General features: G+C 41.3%; 15 protein-coding genes and 6 tRNA genes. 8 read left to right on the top strand and 13 right to left on the bottom strand.

The genetic code is table 11. The features are described from left to right. Nucleotides 1-53: 53 nt before the first annotated feature. Genes ybeY through miaB form a run of 3 tightly spaced genes read right to left on the bottom strand, consistent with a single transcriptional unit; the run spans nt 54 to nt 3,019 of the window. A complete protein-coding gene (gene ybeY, locus NXS07_RS00390; RefSeq protein WP_258085963.1) occupies nt 54-521 on the bottom strand; it encodes an rRNA maturation RNase YbeY in 468 nt (155 codons plus the stop codon). Continuing rightward, nucleotides 518-1,564, bottom strand: a complete 1,047-nt coding sequence (locus tag NXS07_RS00385) for a PhoH family protein (RefSeq protein WP_258085962.1) — start codon at nt 1,562-1,564, stop codon at nt 518-520. The genes ybeY and NXS07_RS00385 overlap by 4 nt, the downstream gene beginning before the upstream one ends. 24 nt (nt 1,565-1,588) lie before the next feature. Beyond that, nucleotides 1,589-3,019 carry a tRNA (N6-isopentenyl adenosine(37)-C2)-methylthiotransferase MiaB gene (miaB, locus tag NXS07_RS00380; protein ID WP_038196068.1) on the bottom strand — a complete coding sequence of 477 codons (1,431 nt, stop codon included), beginning with the start codon at nt 3,017-3,019 and terminating at the stop codon, nt 1,589-1,591. Between the two features lie 203 nt (nt 3,020-3,222). Here miaB and ubiF point away from each other — a divergent pair, with 203 nt between their 5' ends. Together ubiF and NXS07_RS00370 are read left to right on the top strand one after the other, a co-directional pair. Further along, nucleotides 3,223-4,410, top strand: coding sequence for a 3-demethoxyubiquinol 3-hydroxylase (ubiF, locus tag NXS07_RS00375; protein ID WP_038222417.1), 1,188 nt, complete (start codon nt 3,223-3,225; stop codon nt 4,408-4,410). A gap of 349 nt (nt 4,411-4,759) precedes the next feature. Beyond that, nucleotides 4,760-5,125: a MerR family transcriptional regulator gene (locus tag NXS07_RS00370; RefSeq protein ID WP_038222336.1), complete on the top strand. Its 366-nt coding sequence runs from the start codon at nt 4,760-4,762 to the stop codon at nt 5,123-5,125. A gap of 467 nt (nt 5,126-5,592) precedes the next feature. Here NXS07_RS00370 and NXS07_RS00365 read toward each other — a convergent pair whose 3' ends face one another. The 10 genes from NXS07_RS00365 to nagB all read right to left on the bottom strand — a co-directional run bounded on the left by NXS07_RS00365 (nt 5,593) and on the right by nagB (nt 11,340). Next, nucleotides 5,593-6,801: an MFS transporter gene (locus NXS07_RS00365; RefSeq protein ID WP_258085961.1), complete on the bottom strand. Its 1,209-nt coding sequence runs from the start codon at nt 6,799-6,801 to the stop codon at nt 5,593-5,595. A 521-nt stretch (nt 6,802-7,322) separates the two neighbouring features. Further along, a tRNA-Gln gene (locus NXS07_RS00360) sits at nt 7,323-7,397 on the bottom strand. Between the two features lie 13 nt (nt 7,398-7,410). Next, nucleotides 7,411-7,487 (bottom strand) — tRNA-Met (locus tag NXS07_RS00355). Between the two features lie 53 nt (nt 7,488-7,540). Beyond that, nucleotides 7,541-7,615 (bottom strand) — tRNA-Gln (locus NXS07_RS00350). A gap of 30 nt (nt 7,616-7,645) precedes the next feature. Continuing rightward, nucleotides 7,646-7,720, bottom strand: a tRNA-Gln gene (locus NXS07_RS00345). A gap of 71 nt (nt 7,721-7,791) precedes the next feature. Beyond that, a tRNA-Leu gene (locus NXS07_RS00340) sits at nt 7,792-7,876 on the bottom strand. A 5-nt stretch (nt 7,877-7,881) separates the two neighbouring features. Next, nucleotides 7,882-7,958, bottom strand: a tRNA-Met gene (locus tag NXS07_RS00335). A gap of 155 nt (nt 7,959-8,113) precedes the next feature. Then, entirely contained in the window at nt 8,114-9,337 is a 1,224-nt protein-coding gene (nagC, locus tag NXS07_RS00330; RefSeq protein WP_038209213.1) for a DNA-binding transcriptional regulator NagC, read from the bottom strand. Between the two features lie 12 nt (nt 9,338-9,349). Then, nucleotides 9,350-10,513 carry an N-acetylglucosamine-6-phosphate deacetylase gene (gene nagA / locus NXS07_RS00325; RefSeq protein ID WP_258085960.1) on the bottom strand — a complete coding sequence of 388 codons (1,164 nt, stop codon included), beginning with the start codon at nt 10,511-10,513 and terminating at the stop codon, nt 9,350-9,352. A 20-nt stretch (nt 10,514-10,533) separates the two neighbouring features. After that, nucleotides 10,534-11,340: a glucosamine-6-phosphate deaminase gene (gene nagB, locus NXS07_RS00320; RefSeq protein WP_038214617.1), complete on the bottom strand. Its 807-nt coding sequence runs from the start codon at nt 11,338-11,340 to the stop codon at nt 10,534-10,536. Nucleotides 11,341-11,672: 332 nt separating this feature from the next. Here nagB and nagE point away from each other — a divergent pair, with 332 nt between their 5' ends. From nagE to NXS07_RS00290, 6 genes are all read left to right on the top strand, one after another. Continuing rightward, entirely contained in the window at nt 11,673-13,700 is a 2,028-nt protein-coding gene (gene nagE, locus NXS07_RS00315; RefSeq protein ID WP_038214620.1) for an N-acetylglucosamine-specific PTS transporter subunit IIBC, read from the top strand. 667 nt (nt 13,701-14,367) lie between these two features. Beyond that, complete coding sequence (locus tag NXS07_RS00310; protein WP_051862920.1) at nt 14,368-15,219, top strand: phytanoyl-CoA dioxygenase family protein; 852 nt, start codon at nt 14,368-14,370, stop codon at nt 15,217-15,219. A gap of 23 nt (nt 15,220-15,242) precedes the next feature. Continuing rightward, nucleotides 15,243-16,001: a glycosyltransferase gene (locus tag NXS07_RS00305; protein WP_038209201.1), complete on the top strand. Its 759-nt coding sequence runs from the start codon at nt 15,243-15,245 to the stop codon at nt 15,999-16,001. A gap of 159 nt (nt 16,002-16,160) precedes the next feature. Beyond that, nucleotides 16,161-16,808: an HAD-IA family hydrolase gene (locus NXS07_RS00300; protein ID WP_038209199.1), complete on the top strand. Its 648-nt coding sequence runs from the start codon at nt 16,161-16,163 to the stop codon at nt 16,806-16,808. 88 nt (nt 16,809-16,896) lie between these two features. Continuing rightward, entirely contained in the window at nt 16,897-18,021 is a 1,125-nt protein-coding gene (locus NXS07_RS00295) for an MFS transporter (protein ID WP_051862922.1), read from the top strand. Nucleotides 18,022-18,100: 79 nt separating this feature from the next. After that, complete coding sequence (locus NXS07_RS00290; protein WP_038214623.1) at nt 18,101-19,330, top strand: DegT/DnrJ/EryC1/StrS family aminotransferase; 1,230 nt, start codon at nt 18,101-18,103, stop codon at nt 19,328-19,330. Nucleotides 19,331-19,549: the final 219 nt, after the last annotated feature.

Below are 19,549 nucleotides of genomic sequence, written 5' to 3'. Positions count from 1 at the left end.
CCATTAATTAATATTGTAAATCGTAATTTTTAGCATAAAAATGATGCTAACGGTTATTCTTTTTCCGCTAAATAGGGATCAGCATAACCCATTTTTTGTAGAATTTCTGTTTCCAGAGATTCCATTTCTTCTGCTTCATCGTCTTCGATATGGTCGTATCCAAGTAGATGGAGAGAACCGTGAATTACCATGTGTGCCCAGTGTTCTTCAACTGTCTTTTGTTGTTCCTCTGCTTCTTGTTCAACAACTTGACGGCAGATGATTAAATCACCGAGCAAAGGTAATTCCACTTCAGGCGGTGCTTCAAACGGAAAGGATAACACATTGGTTGGTTTATCTTTCCCGCGATAAGTGAGGTTTAAATCGTGGCTTTCTGCCTCATCGACCAGACGGATTGTTACTTCACTTTCTGCCTGGAATTGTGGCAGAACACTCTCCAGCCAGCGTTGGACAAGGGCTTCATCAGGAAGCCCTTCTGGATTTTCACATGCAATTTGTAAATCTAATATAACTGAATTCATTGTGCTTCCTGCTTGCGTTTATCATTAAGCTCTTGTTTCCGTTTCTGTTCCGCAGATTCCCATGCTTCATAGGCGATAACGACTTTGGCGACCACAGGATGACGGACAACGTCTTCGCTATGGAAGAAATTAAAGCTTAATTCATCAACTTCAGACAAGACTTCTACTGCGTGGCTAAGGCCGGATTTCTGGCCTCTTGGCAAGTCAATCTGAGTCACGTCACCGGTAATCACCGCTTTGGAATTGAAGCCAATGCGGGTTAAGAACATCTTCATCTGTTCGATGGTGGTATTCTGGCTTTCGTCGAGAATAATAAAGGCATCATTGAGGGTACGTCCACGCATATAGGCCAGTGGAGCCACTTCAATAACATTTCTTTCGATCAACTTCTCAACTTTTTCAAATCCCAACATTTCAAACAGGGCATCGTAAAGCGGACGCAAGTAAGGATCGACTTTCTGGCTCAGATCGCCCGGCAGAAATCCCAGCTTTTCACCCGCTTCAACCGCTGGACGGGTTAGCAGGATACGGCGAATTTCCTGACGTTCCAGTGAATCAACGGCGGCGGCAACGGCCAGATAAGTTTTCCCTGTCCCTGCGGGCCCAATTCCAAATGTAATATCATAATCAAGGATATTGGCAATGTACTGTGCTTGATTGGGCGTACGGGGCTTCACAACACCCCGTTTGGTTTTGATATTCACAGCCTTGCCATAGTCAGGAATACTTTCTGCCGATTGTTCCAGCACGTGGCTTTCTGTGATGGCCAGATGAACCTGTTCAGGTTCAAGAACTGGGATCACGCTGCGGACAGGTGCGGTTTCGACATAAAGATGGCGCAGAATACCGGCTACTGCACTGACACACAGTGGTTTACCCACCAGTTTGAAACGATTGTCGCGGCGGCTGATCTCGACTCCAAGACGACGCTCAAGTTGTTTCAGATTGTCATCAAGTGGGCCACACAGACTCATAAGACGTTGATTATCTGCGGGTTCCAGAAAGATCTCTTGTGTTGCTACTTGTGAGTTTATTTGTGTCACTGATTATCTCTAAGTTAGGGCCTGTTAAGGCTGATAAATGCCAACGCCGATTTCATCTTCCTTGCGGGTACGGGCGATGACTGACTCAGGTGACTCATGGATGCGTAAATTCATCTCATCTTCAGTACGGATAATTTTACCGCGCAGGGAGTTGGCATACACGTCAACAATTTCGGCATCAACGAACTTGCCAATCATGTCAGGCGTTCCCTCAAAGTTAACCACGCGGTTATTTTCAGTACGGCCGGAAAGCTCCATGATATTTTTGCGGGATGTGCCTTCAACCAGAATACGCTGTGTACTGCCAACCATTGCACGGCTGAAGCTCATGGCCTGCTGATTGATACGCTGCTGGAGCAGATACAGGCGCTGTTTTTTCTCTTCTTCACTCACGTCATCCGGCAAATCGGCCGCAGGGGTTCCCGGACGTGCTGAATAGATGAAGCTGAAACTCATGTCGAAATTCACATCGGCAATCAGTTGCATGGTTTTTTCGAAGTCATCCTGTGTCTCACCAGGGAAACCGATGATGAAGTCAGAACTGATCAGAATGTCAGGACGTGCTTTGCGCAGACGACGGATGATGCCTTTGTACTCCAGCGCGGTATGTGCACGTTTCATCTGGGTCAGGATACGGTCAGAGCCACTCTGTACGGGTAGGTGCAGATAGCTGACTAACTCCGGTGTGTCTTCGTAGACCTCGATAATATCATCAGTAAATTCAATTGGATGGCTCGTTGTGAAGCGAATGCGGTCGATACCATCAATGGCCGCGACCAGACGCAGTAATTCCGCAAATGTGCAGATATCCCCGTCGAATGTTGCGCCTCGGTAGGCGTTGACGTTCTGACCGAGCAGGTTAACGTCACGTACGCCTTGTGCCGCAAGCTGGGCAATTTCAAACAGAATATCATCACAAGGACGGCTGACTTCTTCTCCGCGGGTGTAAGGAACGACACAGAATGTACAGTACTTATTGCAGCCTTCCATGATGGAGACGAATGCGCTCGGGCCTTCTGCCCGAGGTTCTGGCATTCGGTCGAATTTTTCGATCTCAGGGAAGCTGATATCAACTATTGGGCTGTGGGTGCCTTTCACATGATTAATCATTTCAGGCAGGCGATGCAGGGTTTGAGGCCCGAAGATAATATCAACGCTAGGAGCGCGCTGGCGGATGAAATCCCCTTCCTGAGAGGCAACGCAGCCACCGACACCAATAATAATTTCGGGATTTTTGTCTTTTAGACCCTTCCAGCGTCCGAGTTGATGGAAGACTTTTTCTTGGGCTTTTTCACGGATTGAACAGGTGTTCAGGAGTAAGATATCTGCTTCTTCGGCGACATCGGTTAACTGATAACCGTGAGTGGTTTCCAGTAGGTCGGCCATCTTGGATGAATCATATTCGTTCATCTGACAGCCCCAAGTTTTGATATACAGTTTTTTTATCGTCGACATTTTATGTATCCGGTATTTCCAGTGAAATGTTGCATCAACACTGAAAAGCGCAGTGTATTGAACATAATGTATTTAGCATAATATTACAGGCTATTGTAGTCATTTGAGGCACCAGTGACCAGACTGTAACATCGGATATTCACAGCCGGAAAGGGAAAATTCCGGTACACTATTTTAATCAGGAAGTTAATGGCGTGATGAATATGAATAATCCACAGCAAAAATTCGATATCGTCGTCGTGGGTGCGGGTATGGTTGGTGCAGCGACGGCTTTGGGACTCGTACAAGAGGGCTGGCGTGTCGCATTACTGGAGCACCAGCCGCCTCAGCCTTATGATGAAGGTAATGAACCGGATCTTCGCGTATCTGCAATTAGCTGCGCTTCCGTGGATTTATTGAAACAATTAGGCGTTTGGAACCATGTTTTGCGGATGCGCAGTGCGCCTTACCGGAAATTGGAGACGTGGGAACAGCATGATTCCAACGTGACTTTCGATGCCCAAAGTCTCGGGCTGACAGAGTTGGGCTATATGGTAGAGAACCGCATCCTGCAATTGGCACTGTGGCAGGAGTTTGAACGTTACCCGAATCTGACGCTGTTTTGCCCGGCCGCCCTGAAATCGATGCAACGGCAGAATGCACATCAAATGTGGCAAATAACATTGACTGATGGCACGGAAATGAATGCACGTCTGATCATTGGTGCAGATGGTGCCCGCTCTCAGGTTCGACAACTGGCAGGCATTGGCAGCAATGGGTGGCAATACCAGCAGTCATGTATGTTGATCACCGTCAAAACCGAGCAACCTCAGCAGGACACCACATGGCAGCAGTTTTTCCCTTCTGGCCCGAGAGCTTTCTTACCTCTGTTTGATCAGTGGGCTTCATTGGTCTGGTACGATTCTCCTGCCCGAATTCGTCAACTACAGTCGATGACGATGGTACAGCTTGAGCGAGAAATTTTTCAGGCATTTCCCTCCCGCTTGGGCAAAGTGACTCCAATTGCTGTGGGTTCGTTTCCTCTTACTCGTCACCATGCCAGCCACTATGTGCGTGAGGGATTGGCCTTGCTTGGCGATGCGGCTCATACCATTAATCCATTGGCCGGGCAGGGCGTGAATTTAGGTTATCGAGATGTTGAGGTTTTGCTTAAAGTGCTGATAAACGCCAAAGAATTACAGGAAGAGTGGGATTCTCAAGCGGTATTGATGCGTTATCAACGTCGCAGAATGCCGGATAATTTAGTGATGCAAGCGGGTATGGATCTCTTCCACACCGCATTCAGCCATGATTTGCCAGGATTGAAAACCATGCGGAATTTAGTACTGATGGCGGCACAACGTTCAGGGGCGATGAAGAAGCTGGCGCTGAAATATGCATTGGGATTGTAGTTAATCTGTAGTAATTCAAACGGATCAGTGCTGGGAGATAGAAAGTGATTTTGAAGAGACAGGGCTTGGATGGCTACGAAGTCCGGCTCTGGTCGTATTGAGTATGATGGAATTGCACAATTTATTGTTGAGTCTAATGAAAAGAGCCTATGATTCCTTTGAACTGGCTCTGCATTGGTCAGATTTGACGATGGAGATACTAATATCATACTTTGTAGTGTCGCTATCGCCGTATGAAAAGTGTTCCATCTTTAGGATATCTATTGGGATAGGCTCTTAGTCTTATTTTCAGAATCTGCAGAAAAGTTAATTTACAGGTATATATTGTCAAATTGATATGAGGTGAGGCATGAAAATAAAGGAGTTATCTAGTAAAACTGGAGTTAGCGCTAGAATGATACGTTATTACGAAGAACAAGGTTTACTTAAGCCTGATAGAACAAATTCTGGTTATAGAAGATTCACATCAAAGGATTTAATCACCATAAGAAGTATACAGTCCCTTCAAGAAGCAGGTTTAACGTTAGATGCAGTCAGAGTCCTGATGCCATGTATTGTTAGTGAACCAATCAAACTCTCTCCTTGTCCTCTCATTATTGCAACCCTAAAGCAACATAGAGATAAAATTAGAGCGGATCTTAACAAAAATACACGAGCTCTTTCGTTGCTAGATCAGTTTATATCTGACGTCACAATTTTTAGTACAAATGTATAACATAATGTTAGTATCTTTTTTTAAAACTCAAATAAAAAAGGTCTGTTACATTATATTTTTTAGTAAAAAACTGGCGTGTTTCTCATGCCAGTCATGGTTTTTATAATTTCGTCGGTAGTAGATTTACTAGCTAAATCTATTCTTATATTGGCATTCCTTGCTAATTTTTAAATAGATTGACTGGACAATAAAAACAGTATTCAATGAAAAAGCGATATTATAAAATATTGAAGAGAGTTTATTACGTAATCATGATATAATTATCTTGAATGAATTTCAATGTTTAAATAATAAATAATAAATAATAAATAATAAATATTATTTCGTGATGTATTATGGCCTAATTTTAATAATCTATAGCAAAGACTGAACTAGATTTTATTTAGGTGAACTTTTTGCCATGCTTCTTTCTCAGCTGAAATTTTTATCACATCAATAAATTGGATGTATTACCTAATCTCATTTAATTAAGATGAACTGTTGTTATTTAGTTTTATTTGAGGAATTAAAATAACGAATGCGATTGTTAATAGTATTCCTCCTGTCAAAGCTGTAGTTTCGGTGTTAAATCTATCTATCAAAATTCCGCCTATAAATGCACCTGAGCCAATACCTGTATTAAACATCGCGACATGGACTGAAGATGCTCGTTCTCCAGTGTCTGTCGCTAAATTAAGAACAAGAGATTGAAGGGTAACTGTTAACAAACAGATCCCTATACCCCACATAGCAATAAAAGAGTAGGTCAGGGCGACATTACCTTCTGAAAAATAACCAATACCAATGACAGAAATAATTAAGACGGCTAATATTGCTCTTGTAGCAGCAACCAGTCTGGAATCTGTTATAAATCCTGAAATTATATTTCCTATTACTCCAAACATACCAAAAAGCAGTAGAAAGAATGGTAATTGTTCGTGGCTGATTCCAGCTCTATTCTCCAGTAGTGGACTTATATAGGTAAAAGCACAGTAATTTCCACTCAGGGCGAGGGCTGTAACTGGAAATGTTCTTCTTAGATAAGGCTGAGTAATGATTTCTTTTATAGCTATTTTTTTGCTCGCATCAGCTTGATGTACTTTAGGCATCGAAAAGAGTGCTGCAATGGTAATGAGTAATCCCATAATAGCGAGGCTTATAAAAGACAATCGCCAACCAATATTTTGCGAAACAAACGTTGCTATGGGGACAACAGCTACAGAGGCAATCGCAATACCACCAAACACTAATGACGTCGCTTTAGCTTTTCCACTGTCAGGAACTAACCTTACTGCAAGAGGGCCTACAATTGACCAAAATACACCATGAAAGAATGCGCCTATCACTCTTCCTATATATAGCCAGAATAAATTTGGTGCAAAAGAAACTATCAGATTTGATATTGAGAATGCTAAGAGAATACCTATAACAAGTTTCTTCTTTTCCACTTTCATAAAAAAAGAAGTGGCGCTTATTGCAGATAATGCTACTACCCAAGCATATCCGGCAACAATCAACCCTATATTACCTGCGGATTTATTATAAGTATTTCCAATTTCATGTAGTACTCCAATAGGAAGGAGCTCAGCTGTTACGAAAATTATTGCTGCCAGCGATAATATAATTATTGAAAACCAGCTTGTTTTACGAACTGGCTTAGTAACAGCGCCTTGGCAATCATTCTCTTCAATTGACATAGAATTCCCCAACCTTTACGCCGATTATTCAGATGAATCATAAGTCACCATGAAATCCTTGACAGTACTGTCAGAGTCAAGGGGTTTGTGATGAAAATGATTTTTTCACCACTATTTTGGAGTCCATGGGCATAGTCAATGGAGAGATAGCCGTTGTCAATAATCTGAAATCTGAGTTATTTTGGGAGACGTGTATTCACTCGTTGACTGGCTTTTTAAATCCGACAAAAGAGGATAATTCCTACCTTTCCACAATTTCCTGCTTTTCTTTTCGGTGCGTGTAGAGAGGCGAGCCTAAAATTCGCCATAGAAACAACGGTAGAAGGAGATAATTGGTTAACGCCAGATGACTACCCTTTAAACAGATAATCGCTTGGTGAGCTTTAAAATGGATTTTTAGGTGTTGGTATTTTGATGGAAGGAAAGCAAAAAGCCACCTTTCGGTGGCCTTCTGCATCAAAGAATATTCTTACTGTATATTCTTTTTCAACACGTTATTTCATGTAACACATTGATTAATCTGGCTGGGGTACCAGGATTCGAACCTGGGAATGCCGGAATCAGAATCCGGTGCCTTACCGCTTGGCGATACCCCAATTGAATTGTTAATGGTGGCTACGACGGGATTCGAACCTGTGACCCCAGCATTATGAGTGCTGTGCTCTAACCAGCTGAGCTACGTAGCCATTTACGATGTAAAATTATCAAATCGTAAAGTTTGTGAAAATCTTCATTATGATGGCTGGGGTACCTGGATTCGAACCAGGGCATGCCAGGATCAAAACCTGGTGCCTTACCGCTTGGCGATACCCCACCTGAATATCATCACTTGTTTTCAATAATATGGCTGGGGTACCTGGATTCGAACCAGGGCATGCCAGGATCAAAACCTGGTGCCTTACCGCTTGGCGATACCCCACCTGAAAACAACACACTAAAACTTAAACTGTTATTCGAAATAACATTCTAAGTACAACCCAATGAAAGAAATGGTGCGGGAGGCGAGACTTGAACTCGCACACCTTGCGGCGCCAGAACCTAAATCTGGTGCGTCTACCAATTTCGCCACTCCCGCAAATATGGTGGCTACGACGGGAATCGAACCTGTGACCCCAGCATTATGAGTGCTGTGCTCTAACCAGCTGAGCTACGTAGCCATCTTTTTTCGCTTTGCCTTCATCGGCGGTGCGGGGCGCATTATGCGTATATCAGACCGATGCGTCAACTGCTTTTTTAAAGAATTATGCACAAAAACGTTTGTTTGTTTGGCTTGTAATCGCTTTGCCGATTTTATCGGCAAAGCGGGTTGAAATTATCCGCCAAGAAGATGTTGCAGCAGTACACCGTTAAGCATCGCACGTTTCGTCAAGGCGAATGCACCAATCGCAGAACAATGATTTAGCTCAGAAACTACCACCGGAAGATCTTCACGGAATGCTTTTAACACCTGCGTATTGATGCAACTTTGAATTGCCGGGAGTAAAACCTGCTCTGCTTCGGTAATATCACCGGCAATGACGATTTTCTGGGGATTAAATAAATTAATCGCAATCGAGATCCCTTTGCCAAGATAGTGCCCTACTTGTCTGATAACTTCTACTGCCAGTGGATCACCTTCATTGGCTGCGAGGCAGATCGCATGGATATTGCAATTATTCAAGGCTAGCTGGCTTGGAAAACCCTGTCGTAATTGATGTTGAACTCTGGTTTCTATCGCTGAATTGGATACGATCGTTTCCAGACAGCCAAAATTACCGCAATGGCAGCGTTCGCCAAGTGGCTCGATCTGGATGTGGCCTATTTCACCCAGATTGCCACGTTTGTTGCGCAGAATATTCTTATTGATGATGACTCCTGCTCCCGTGCCACGATGAATACGTACCAGAAGTGAGTCTTCACAATTGCGGGTTGCCCCGAAGTAATGTTCAGCCAGTGCAAGGCTGCGAATATCATGACCAACAAAGCAAGAGATATTGAAATGATTGTTGAGGCTTTTGACCAGTGGCCAGTTATCCACCTTGATGTGAGGCATATAGCGAATGACACCTTCATCGGGATCAACCAGACCGGGCAGAATGACTGAAATCGCGATCAGTTCACGGAGCCGCCGCTGATTTTTCTCGATGAAATCTTCAATGGCGGAGATAATCCGGTTTTCGACTTCCTGTTGCGTATTCTCTGGAACTGAATAGTGCTGTTCCACTAGCGTCTTACCGCTCATATTAAATAGCGCCACCGTGGCGTCATGGCGGCCAAGCCTAACTCCGATGGTATGGAAGTGGTGAGTTTCGGTGATGATTGAGATCGCGCGCCGCCCTCCAGTGGAAGCCTGCTGCTCGACTTCTTTTATCAAGCCCCGTTCCAGTAACTGACGAGTAATCTTGGTTACGCTGGCGGGAGCAAGCTGGCTTTCTTCTGCAATCTGGATGCGGGATATTGGCCCATGTTGGTCTATCAGCCGATAGACCACGGCGCCATTAAGCTGTTTGACCAGATCAATATTACCGATTTGCTTCTGTGCATTATGATTACTCATCAGGCGATATACTCACGATAGTTCGATTTCATTTCCATTAACGATGGTTTTGCAGATGTTGAAATCATGAGTAAATGCAGTCAGATTCGCGACCTTACCGGGTTCAATCGTACCGAGGCGTTTATCAACACCGATTGCTCGGGCTGGATAAAGCGTCACCATCCGCAATGTTTCATCCAAAGCAATACCAACATATTCAACACTATTCTTGACGCTCTCAATCATCGTGATTGATGAACCGCTCAGTGTGCCATTCTCATCAACACATAAGCCATTTCGATAGTATATTGTTTTATTGGCAAAGGTAAATTGTTCTAGTGTATTGGTTTTCGGGTCAAGGCCAGCAGGGACGATGGCATCCGTCACTAAGATTAATTTGTCGGTTTTTAATCGCTTGGAGTTGCGGATATTCGGCCATGAAACATGCATTCCGTCACAGATAATGCCGGCATAGACCTCGGAAGAATCATAGATGGCACTGATTAGCCCTGGCTGGCGGCCGGAAATGGCGGGCATGGCGTTATATAAGTGGGTGGAAAAAGAGATACCCTGCTGGAAGCCGTGGCGAGCCTCTTCATAGGTTGCGTTGGAATGGCCAGCAGAAACAATAATGCCGGCTTCGGTCAACTGATGAATATACTTACTTTCCACTATTTCAGGAGCGAGTGTGATTTTAGTGATCACATCGGCATTAATACACAGATAGTTGACCATTTCGGAGGTTGGCTTGCGTATATAGGCTGGATTGTGAGTCCCTTTTTTTATGGGATTAATATAAGGTCCTTCCAGATGCAGCCCCAGCGCCTGATTAGGATGCTTTGTCAGATAGGAACGCATCACTTCGATTGCCGTTATCATCAATTCATCGGGACTGGTGATCAACGTCGGCAGGAAATTGGTACAACCGTAGCGCTGATTGGTTTTCTGCATGATATTCAGCGTATCTTCTGTAAGATCTTCCAGTCGCTCATTAAATTGAACTCCCCCACAGCCATTGACTTGCAGGTCAATAAACCCTGGAGAGAGGTTTGCACCGTGCAAATCATGCTTTTCGATGGATTTCGGTAATTCATTTTCTGGACAAACTTGCTGAATCAACCCATCTGCGATGATCACGGCATGTTTTTCGAGTCGCTCATACCCTGTATAGATGATGCAGTTTGTTAAAGCGTACATTCTGGCCTCCTGAATAAATACTAACTAGCGAATTCACTGAGAATATCCGCCTCTAACTGGCGAAAATATTTCACTGTCTTCACTTTCAATTCCATTGTTGCGGGTTCATCACAGACAATAATCGATTTAGGATGCATTTGTAGGCAGCTTACTGTCCACATATGGTTGATATTGCCTTCTATTGCAGCTTGCAGGGCCAGTGCTTTGTTCATTCCTGTTGCCAGAATCATGACTTCTTCGGCATCCATCAAAGTTCCTACACCGACCGTTAATGCATATTTCGGAACCTGTTCCACATCATTGTTGAAAAAACGGGAGTTTGCGGTTCGCGTTTCAATGGTCAACGTTTTGATACGAGTGCGTGAAGAGAGGGAAGACGCGGGTTCATTAAAGGCAATATGACCATCATTCCCAACTCCTCCCATGAACAGATGAATTTTCCCATAAGTCTTGATCTTATTTTCATAACGCAGGCATTCAGCGCCAATCTCTGCTGCATTGCCGTTGAGTAAATTGATATTTTCTTTTGGAATATCAATGTGGTCAAAGAAATTTTGCTGCATGAACGTATGGTAGCTCTGGGGATGATCTTCAGGAATACCGACGTACTCATCCATATTAAATGTCACTACATGCCTGAAACTGACTTTTCCCGCCTGATACAGAGCAATAAGTTCTCTATAGGTGGTCAGTGGAGTACTGCCAGTGGGTAGGCCAAGCACGAAAGGATGCTCTGCGGTTGGATTGAATGCATTGATTTTACTAATAATGTAGTGAGCAGACCATCGTCCGACATCGCTTGCATTAGTTAGGGGGATCAGCCTCATGATTACCTCTTAAATCATTTGTTATTAATTATGGGGGCGACTGGATAGCCGTAGGGCAAAAGCACCTATCATACCTGTTCTGTCGACGGGTTTGACCCATTTAATACCTCGAAGATATTTTTAATCATAAAATAAGTTTTGTGTGCCAGCTAGATAATTGATTAAAAATTTATCAAATGTGGTGACGTTTATCACATATCAGAAGGATTTAATTTGCGATACAAAATAATCTTTTTAGACTAAAAAATGTTTTAACAAGAAATACATAAGTGATGTCATCACATCATGAATTAACAAAAAGACTCCATTAACGGAGCTTCAAGGGGGCAAGAGTGAACATTCTAAGCTACTTACAACGTATTGGTCGGGCATTGATGGTGCCCGTTGCCACATTGCCGGCAGCGGCAATATTAGTAGGGATAGGGTACTGGATCGATCCGACGGGTTGGGGCGCTGATAATGCGCTGGCAGCACTGCTTATCACATCCGGCAATGCCATCCTTAACAATATGGGGATGTTGTTCGCAATTGGGTTAGCCTATGGCATGTCGAAGGATAAAGATGGCGCTGCTGCACTGGCAGGTTTAATCGGGTTTATTGTCGTCATAAACCTGTGTGCTCCCGCGTCTATCGCAATGATTAAAAGTATGCCGATTGATGAAGTACCAAAGGCATTCGGGAAGATCAATAACCAGTTTGTCGGGATTTTGGTTGGGGTACTTTCTGCTGAACTGTACAACCGCTACAGTAGCGTCGAGTTACCACAGGCGCTGTCATTCTTTAGTGGTCGCCGTTTAGTACCTATCTTAAATTCTTTCCTGATGATTTTGGTATCTTTTATCCTGATGTTCATTTGGCCGGTAGTTTATGACTGGCTGGTGGCATTTGGTGAAAGCATCATGAATCTTGGGTCATCAGGGGCGGGTCTTTATGCATTCTTTAACCGTCTGTTGATACCCGTTGGCCTGCATCATGCACTTAACTCAGTATTCTGGTTTGATGTTGCCGGCATCAATGATATTCCTAACTTCCTCGGTGGTCAGAAATCGATTGAGGCTGGTACGGCCATTACGGGTATCACCGGGCGTTATCAGGCGGGTTTCTTCCCCATTATGATGTTTGGATTACCGGGAGCCGCATTGGCGATTTACCACTGTGCACGTCCTGAAAACAAAGCTAAAGTTGCTGGTATCATGATGGCGGGCGCTATTGCGGCTTTCTTCACGGGGGTGACTGAGCCACTTGAATTCTCTTTCATGTTTGTCGCACCTGTGCTTTATGTTTTGCACGCCATTTTAACGGGAATTTCTGTTTATATCGCGGCCACAATGGAGTGGATTGCAGGTTTCGGCTTTAGTGCCGGATTCGTCGATATGTTGCTCTCCTCGCGCAACCCGCTGGCGGTTAAGTGGTACATGCTGATCCCACAAGGTTTGGTATTCTTCTGCCTTTACTATGTTGTATTCCGTTTCACCATCAAAAAATTCAACCTGATGACACCGGGGCGTGAATTATCAGCCACGGATGAAACCGATGGTTATGATGTTGATACGGCAAAACAAGGAAAGAATATAGTAAATAACATTCAGGAAGAAGCACGTCAGTACATTGCCGCAGTAGGGGGATCCGATAATTTGACAGGGATTGATTCCTGTATCAGCCGTTTGCGTTTATCAGTCAAAGACTCAGGATTGGTCAATAATAGACTGACCAGACATCTTGGTGCCTCGGGAATTATCCGTCTGAATAAACAGAACGCCCAAATCATAGTTGGAACCCGCGCAGAGTTGATTGCCAGTGCCATGAAAGAAGTATTGGCAAAAGGCCCGGTAGCGGCAATCACAGAAACTCAATACTCTGAGTCTGATGTTCAGACAAAGGAAGATAGCCATCAAACAGGCATTCCAATCTTGACCTTAATCGCTCCTGTTACAGGGGAATTGGTCAAACTGGAAGATGTCCCTGATGAAGCCTTTTCCAGCAAGTTGGTAGGGGATGGTATTGCGATTAAGCCGACGTCGGACACTGTTTTAGCTCCCATTGACGGTACGGTCGTGAAAATTTTCGATACCAATCATGCAGTATGTATTGCGGCAGATAATGGTGTTGAAGTCATTGTTCATATAGGTATTGATACCGTTACTCTTAATGGCAGAGGGTTTGAGCGTCTGATTGAAGAAGGTGTGAAAGTTAAAGCGGGTGAGCCACTATTGAAGCTGGATCTTGATTACTTGAACGCCCATGCTAAATCAATGATCAGCCCTGTGATTATCAGCAATATTGATGATTATTTTGGCATTAGAATGATTGCGCAAGATGCTGTTGTTGCTAAAGAGTCAGATTTATTTCAGGTGATTTAATGCATTTAGGGTAATCATATCGCTTAAGTTTCAAGAATCACTCGGATTTGTATTTGATATTTTTTTGTGTGAGCGAATGTGGATTAAGCCGTCACTAACATCTTCCTTTTCAAAAGTGAGGTATTCAGTGGTGGCTTATCTTTTTTAAAGCTTCACCTGAACATCCAACATCTGTACGCTACGGCATTGTGAGAGCCTTGTTTATATATCCCTTTATCTTTTGCATTGTAGCTTTGTTGGCTGTATTCCTTCATCCCAGCCAAACCGTTATCTATGCTCCCGGGGATTCGTTCTCTTACCGTCGCGCTGCAACTCGAAATCCATTGAGTATAGAAATGATAAACAAAAGTTTAAATATATTATCGTGATTGTTTGTTTTATTTTTTATTTAATTATTCATTAATTTATTTTTGTCATTCTTTCTATTAAGAATAATTTATTATAAATATAATTTTGGAATTTATTTATTTGATTAACATTAATGTGTGATTTGCATCAACTTTTTTTAAAAAAAGTATTTTTTTATTTGAATTTCACATTGCTTGCTGTAGTTTATTTTTAATGCGTTTATGTTTGATTCTTGTTGCTTATATTTTTCTATATTTAATTCTATTTCAGTATATATTATTACATTTAGTTTATATCTAATAATTAGGTAGGAGGAATTATGTCTGAATTTCTTTCTGAAGAAAAAATGGGGCAGTATTTAAAAAGCTGGGATGATAACGGTTATATAGTTATAGAATCAGCGGTTAGTAGAGAGCAAACCCAGAAAACAGTCGATGCTATATTCTATTTTTTGGAAATGGATAAAAATGATCCCGTTAATTTTTATAACACCGATATCCGTTCTCGCTCAGGAATTGATGAAATGGGGCGTATTCCTTTTTATCATCATCAGACCTTGTGGGATAATCGGCAAAGTCAAATAATTTACTCTGTATATGAAAGAATTTTTGGTATAAAAGAACTATTGGTGAGTATTGATAGGGTCAATATGAATCCCCCTGTTAATGATGATTGGAAATACGAAGGTTTTATTCATTGGGATATTGATGTTTCAAAACGCCCGTTAGAGAGTAAAATACAAGGCCTATTGAGCCTAACTGACGATGATGGCAATTCTGGTGGATTTCAATGTGTACCGGGGTTTCATAAAGTAATCTATGAATGGCTGTCGAAACAACCGGAAGGATATAATAGCCGATTCCCTGATACGACAGGAATGAAAATTGTATCTATCCCATTGAAAGCCGGGGATTATGTTATCTTTCATGGCGCGCTGCCTCATGGAAATAAACCTAATATTTCGGATAATCCAAGATTAGCTCAATATTTTTGTTGTTTTCCACGGACTGATCTTACTGAGCAGCAAATCGCAGAACGAATTGCTGCTTATAAACAAGGATTACCGACTACATCTATAACGGGTAAACTTTTCCCGGTTAAAAAAGTTAATCAACAAGGTACATCCAGCATAAATTTAACAGAGCTGGGTGAATTATTGTTGGGGAGTTAGCATATTGTCTTTAAGGTGTTATTATGGAGAAAATAATGCATCACGGAGTGAATAATATTGATGTTTCAATTATTCTTCCTAGGTATAATGAAAGTTATTTAGTTATAGAAAAAACCATACAGCGCATTAAGAATATTCAAGAGGTATTGAAAGTACAGGTCATTATAATTAATGATTCAAATAAAAATAATTTCCATGATATAGATATTATCAAGGTAAAAAAACAGTACCCTGATGTTGAGGTTGTCTCTAACTGTGGTAACTATGGAAAAGGATATAGTATAAGGCGAGGCGTTGATTTAGCAAAAGGAAGATATATTTTTTATACTGATATTGATTTTCCAATAAAGGAGAGTGATTTTTTTAGTGCTTATCAAAAAATTGAAACTTCTAATGTTGATTTAATTATTGGGGAGCGATTCTCAAAGAATAAATCAAAAGCGAATTTATATAGAAAAATAACCAGTAAGTTTTTTTTGAAAATTGTTAATTTACTATTAAACTGTAAAGTTTCTGATTCTCAGTGCCCATTTAAGATGTTAAGGTCTGATGTAGCAAAGGAAGTATTTTCTAAGCAAAAGATTAAGGGGTATGCATTTGATGCTGAAATTATTTACCTTACAAATAGACTCTCTAAGAAACTATATCAATTCCCTGTTATTTGGGAGGATACAAGAGAGAACTGGAGTTTTATGAGGACGTTTATTAATTATAGTATTATGATTTTAGGAATTTTCTCTATTAAAATTTATTGGATTATCAATGATCCTAAAATTATCTGAGTCTATTAATATACCCAATGAATTTCATGTTTCAATGCGGCGGCAACTTGAAAGATGAAGGGTTTAAATAAGTAGTTCGTTATTGAGCTTTTACTGCTGGTTTATCATTTCTTTACTTAATTATAAATTACCTTAATTGGTATGAAGTCTGGAGGAGTAATGGAGATTTTTAACATAAAAGCCATTTTATTTGATATGGATGGCACTTTAGTTCAATCACTTTCAGAAGTTGAAGTTGTTTGGTCTAAATGGTGCGAAATGCACAACATATCTATCAAAGATGTATTAGATATTTGCCATGGTGTTCGCTCCAAGGATGTTATTTTATCCATTGCTCCATATTTGAATGTGGAAGAACAAATTAAGTTATTAGATGATTTAGAAATTAAATATTCTGCTACTGCCAAGGCGTTACCGGGGGCAAAAGAATTTCTGCTGTCTTTAGGCACTTGTCCGTGGTCTGTCGTCACTTCTGCCAGCCAACGAGTTGCATATCATAGGATGGCGATTTGTGGTCTTAAGATACCAGACTTCATAATTGGTTCTGATGATGTGCTGAATGGCAAGCCCTATCCTGATCCCTATCTTATGGCAGCAGAACGTTTGAATATTGCGGCTGAAGATTGTTTAGTTTTTGAAGATGCTCATGCTGGGGTGCAAAGCGCATTAGCAGCAGAGTGTAAGGTCATACAGATTGGTGGAAAAGAAAAAATGTTTGATTCAGTTATAGGTCTAATTAATGACTGGAATGAAATTAAGATTGCTGAGATGGGAATTAATTCTTTCAGAGTCAGTATGAACTTATAAGCGTAAATTTGAAACTATTTACTGTTAAATATTTATAAGTAACTGAAACGTAATTACTTTATTTAAAATATTATAGTTGAGATGCTTAATGAATAATGTTATTTCTACTAGAGTTGTTTTCTTGGCAGCAGGTATGGGAATTGCTGCGTGGGCTCCTCTTATACCCTTGGTAAAGGCTGATTTAAATATTGATGCAGGAGAGTTAGGTTTTTTATTACTTTTTCTTGGTTTCGGTTCAATTGTTTCGATGCCGATTACAGGATTTCTTACCACTTTATTTGGTTGTCGTAAGGTTATTATATCTTCAGGAATTTTTGCTATTGTTTCTTTACCGATTTTAATATTGGCGCCTAATGTCACTCAACTGGGTTTTATGCTTTTTATATTTGGTGCATCCATTGGTACAGTGGATGTTGCAATGAATATTCAGGCGGTTGAGGTCGAAAAAAATACAAATAGAAATTTAATGTCAGGATTTCATGGATTTTTTAGTTTAGGGGGGATCTTTGGTGCTGCTGGTGTATCTATATTACTTTATTTGAATTTCTCAGCGCTTGCAGCATGCTTAATTATATCCTTTATATTGTCTGTGTTATTTTTGTTTTCTTTTTCTGGACTCATTAGTCGTCATAAAAATCATGGGGATAGCGATAGTAAAAAAATTGTTTTTCCTCGGGGAATCATTATTGTAGCGAGTTTGCTTTGTTTTTTAATGGGAATTATTGAAGGTTCTGTAATTGACTGGAGTGGAGTATTTTTAGTTAGTGAGCGTAATATTGATATTTCATTCAGTGGATTTGGGTATGCTGCCTTTGCAGCAGCGATGACAATAGGACGATTCATGGGAGATCGGGTTATATCAAAAATAGGAAGGGGGAAAGTATTTTTTGCTGGTACACTCAGTATCTTCATTGGATTTCTTATCGTTGTTAATGTAGGAACTCTCAATCTATCTATGATTGGGTTTTTCTTTATTGGGTTGGGATCATCAAATATTGTTCCAATCTTATGTTCAATATCTGGAACTCAAAAAGTCATGTTGCCTAGCCATGCTGTCGCTTCTATTGTCACATTTGGGTATTTTGGAATTATGATTGGGCCAGCTTTAATAGGGTTTATTGCCCAGAGTTCTGGTCTGGAGACAGCATTTTATATATTAGCTATTGGTGCATTAATTATGGTAGCAAATACAAAATTGATAAAGAAACATTGAAATAATCTGATTGATTAGTTATGTGATTTATTTTATAGGATTAATTTTATCTATTTTAAAAATATTAAGGTGTAAAATTATGAATTTCCCACAATGGCCAAGTTTTACAGAAAAAACACTGAAAGATATTCAAGAACCCCTATTATCTGGTCAAGTAAATTACTGGACTGGAAAAAAAGGCATGGAATTTGAAAATAAATTTGCGCATTGGATTGGCGCAGAAATGGCAATTTCATGTAATTCCGGGACTTCTGCCGTAAATATTGCTGTTGGCGCATTAAATATTGGCCCCGGCGATGAAGTTATCGTGCCTTCTTACACTTTCATTGCAACTTCCTTTGCTGTTTTACAATGCGGTGCCATTCCTGTTTTTTGTGATACGACAGAAGAGCACACCATTGATCCCACTAAGATAGAAGCACTGATTACACCGCGCACGAAAGCAATTATTGTCGTGCATCTTTATGGTGTCGTATCTGATATGGACCCAATCATGGCGATTGCCCGCCAGCATAACCTCAAAGTGATCGAAGATAGCGCACAATGTCTCGGCGGAAAATATAAAGGAAAATCGGCTGGCACAATCGGGGATATCGGTACGTTTAGCTTCTGCCAGTCAAAACATTTTACTACGGGGGGAGAGGGCGGCATGGTCGTGACCAACAATACTGAAATAGGTTGGGAATGCCGGGCTTATCGTGATCATGGGTTTGATGTGCGGAGAAAATTTGACCTTCTCGCTTTAGAAGAAGTTTCATGGCATGTGCATAATCGAATTGGTTACAACTACCGTATGACTGAAATCCAATCGATTATCGGCCTGAATGAACTAGAACGATTTGATGATTGGAATATGAACAATCGCAAGCGATATGCGAAGATCTACGATGAAAAATTTGCGGATATCGACTTGATCCACGGCCTGCCATTGAATAATGAAGACAGATGCAATGCGTACTGGTTATATCCCATTGTTTTTGATCTTGCCAAACTGGATTGTACGGCTGAAATCATCCTGAGTGATTTGAAAAAGATAGGTATTCCGGCATTTAAAATCCAGTGGCCTGAAGCCTATGGCGAAAAAGTATTCAGAGAGCTACGTGGGTTTGGTTCAGCCAATTTCCCTTTTCATTCGAAAGAATACACATCACCGGAATCTGTCAATTACCGTGATGTTGTCTGTGAAACTGCACGTTCTTTATTGCCGAGAACAATCAGCCTGTATCTGCACCCTAGTTGGGATGAAGAGCATATTGTTTATTGTGCGGATCAACTGATCGCCGTATTGAACAGTCATCGTGTGAGTTGATTTTATTGATGAGCGTTAAACCAACAGCTTATTTTGTTGCTCAAAAATACGTAACAAATGTTGAACTAAAGTAAGATTTTCTCTCAATTGTCGCGGGAAGGAGTCTGTCTTCCCGCTTTTCCGCATTAACTTTGTTCTGAACTCCCCTTTCCCACTAACAAAGAGTTGTTTCTCGGTTCAGCTTATTAGAATATAGAAGGTTATATTGAAGCGTTTTTT

The sequence above is a fragment of the Xenorhabdus bovienii genome (assembly GCF_024721015.1).
Lineage (GTDB): Bacteria > Pseudomonadota > Gammaproteobacteria > Enterobacterales > Enterobacteriaceae > Xenorhabdus > Xenorhabdus bovienii.
This window is presented reverse-complemented; position numbering and strand designations above follow the sequence as displayed.